Below are 2,105 nucleotides of genomic sequence, written 5' to 3' on the forward strand. Positions count from 1 at the left end.
CGGCCGGCACGAGCATCTGTTCCCCGACCACGAGCGGGTCGACCTCTCCCGGACCGTCGGCTGGTTCACCAGCGTCTTCCCCGTCCGCCTCGACCCCGGGACGGACCCGACGCCGGCCGGGGCGCTGCGCCGGATCGTCGACCAGCTCCGCGCGGTGCCTGGCGAGGGCCTCGGCTATGGCCTGCTGCGCCACCTCAACCCGACCACCGGCCGGGACCTGGCGGCCACGCCCGGCGCGCAGATCGGCTTCAACTATCTCGGTCGGATGCCGGCGCCCGACATCCCCACGCCGCCACCGTGGACGACCGCGCCCGAGGAGTCGGCCGTCGAACGGACCGCCGATCCGGACATGCCGCTCGCGCACGTCCTGGAGGTGAACGCCGCCACCTACGACGGTCCGACCCTGCGGGCGACCTGGACGTGGGCCGCCCGATCCTTCAGCCGCGCGGAGGTCGAGGACCTGGCGCGGCACTGGTTCGCCGCCCTGACGGCCCTGGCCGAACCGTCGGTCCTGTCGGAGCTGCCGGCCCCGCCGACCCCGTCGGCGCCACCGGCCGTCGACCCGCGCCTGGACCTGGTCCAGCTCGGCGCGGACGATCTCGCCGAACTCGAGCACGAATTCGCCGACCTCGGCGACCTGGAAGACCTCGGTGATCCGGAAGACCTGGGCGACGCCTTCGGGGAGGACCTGTGAGCCGGCAGAGCGGACTGCGTGAGGTTCTCCCGCTCACGCCGCTGCAGGAGGGCCTCCTCTTCCACGCGCTGGTCGACACCGACGGCCCGGACGTGTACTCGGTCTGGCTCGGCCTGGAACTGACCGGGGAGCTCGACCCGGCCGCGCTGCGCGCCGCGGGTCAGGGCCTGCTCGACCGGCATCCCAACCTGCGGGCGGCCTTCCGCCAGACCGGCGGTGGCCGGGCCGTCGCCGCCGTGCCGACCAGGGTGGCCCTGCCCTGGCGGGTAGTCGACCTCGGCGTGGTCGAAGCCGACCGGCGGGAAGCCGAGTGGGAGCGCCTCGTCGCCACCGAACAGGCCCGGCGGTTCGACCTGGGGCGCCCGCCCCTGCTGCGGATGACCCTCGTGCGCTTCGGGGCGCGGCGGCACCGACTCCTGATCACCCACCATCACATCCTGCTCGACGGCTGGTCGATGCCGCTCCTGATCGACGAGCTGATGCGCCTCCACGCCACGGGCGGCGACGCCACCGCCCTGCCGGAGCCGGTGCCGTTCCGGAACTACCTGGCCTGGCTGGCCGGGCAGGACCCCGCCGAGGCCCGCCAGGCCTGGCGGACGTCCCTCGCCGGCCTGGACGCCCCGACACTGGTGGCCGAGCCCGACCCGGACCGCGCGCCGCGGGTGCCCGAGCGACTCGACGTGGATCTCCCCACCGAGCTGGGCGGCGAACTGCTCCGCTACACCCGCTCCGCCGGACTGACGATGAACACGGTGGTCCAGGCGGCCTGGGCGCTGGCGCTCAACGTGCTGACCGGACGGGACGACGTCGTCTTCGGCGCGACGGTCTCAGGCCGTCCGGCGGACCTCCCCGGCGTCGAATCCATGATCGGCCTGTTCATCAACACCGTCCCGGTGCGCGTGCGGCTCGACCCCGCGGAGCGCCTCGGCGCGCTGCTGCGCCGGATCCAGGCGGACCAGGCCGAGCTGCTGGACCACCACCATCTCGGCTTGGCCGAGATCCAGCGGCTCGCCGGGCACGGCGAACTGTTCGACACGCTCGCCGTCTTCGAGAACTACCCCTATGACGAGGACGCGGCCCCGGTCACCTCGATCGCGGTCGAGGACGTGGGTGGCGGCGACGCCACGCACTATCCGCTGGTCCTCGCCTTCCAGCCCGGCGTGGACGCGTCCTTCACCCTGCGGTTCCGCGACGACGTGCTGGAGCGGGAACAGGTCCGCGGAATCGGCGGCTGGTTGCTGCGGATCCTGTGGGAGATCGCCACCCGTCCCGATTCCCGGGTCGGTTCCCTCGACGTTCTCGGCGGCCTCGACCGCCGTCGGGTGTTGGGTGTTTGGGGTGTGGCTGGTTGTTCGGTGGAGCCGGTGTCTTTTGGTGGGTTGTTTGGGGTGCGGGTGGCTGAGGGTGCGGG

Annotated in this window: 2 protein-coding genes; both read left to right on the forward strand. The window is 73.2% G+C overall.

What is annotated here, in order from left to right; translation table 11 throughout:
- Positions 1-694: condensation domain-containing protein (locus B056_RS36000; protein WP_035751109.1), on the forward strand; the 694-nt coding region annotated here is incomplete at its 5' end.
- A partial coding sequence (locus tag B056_RS0110175) for a condensation domain-containing protein (protein WP_026239529.1) occupies positions 691-2,105 on the forward strand: 1,415 nt, incomplete at its 3' end. The genes B056_RS36000 and B056_RS0110175, both read left to right, overlap by 4 nt.

The organism is Parafrankia discariae, assembly GCF_000373365.1.
In the GTDB taxonomy this organism is placed as follows: domain Bacteria; phylum Actinomycetota; class Actinomycetes; order Frankiales; family Frankiaceae; genus Parafrankia; species Parafrankia discariae.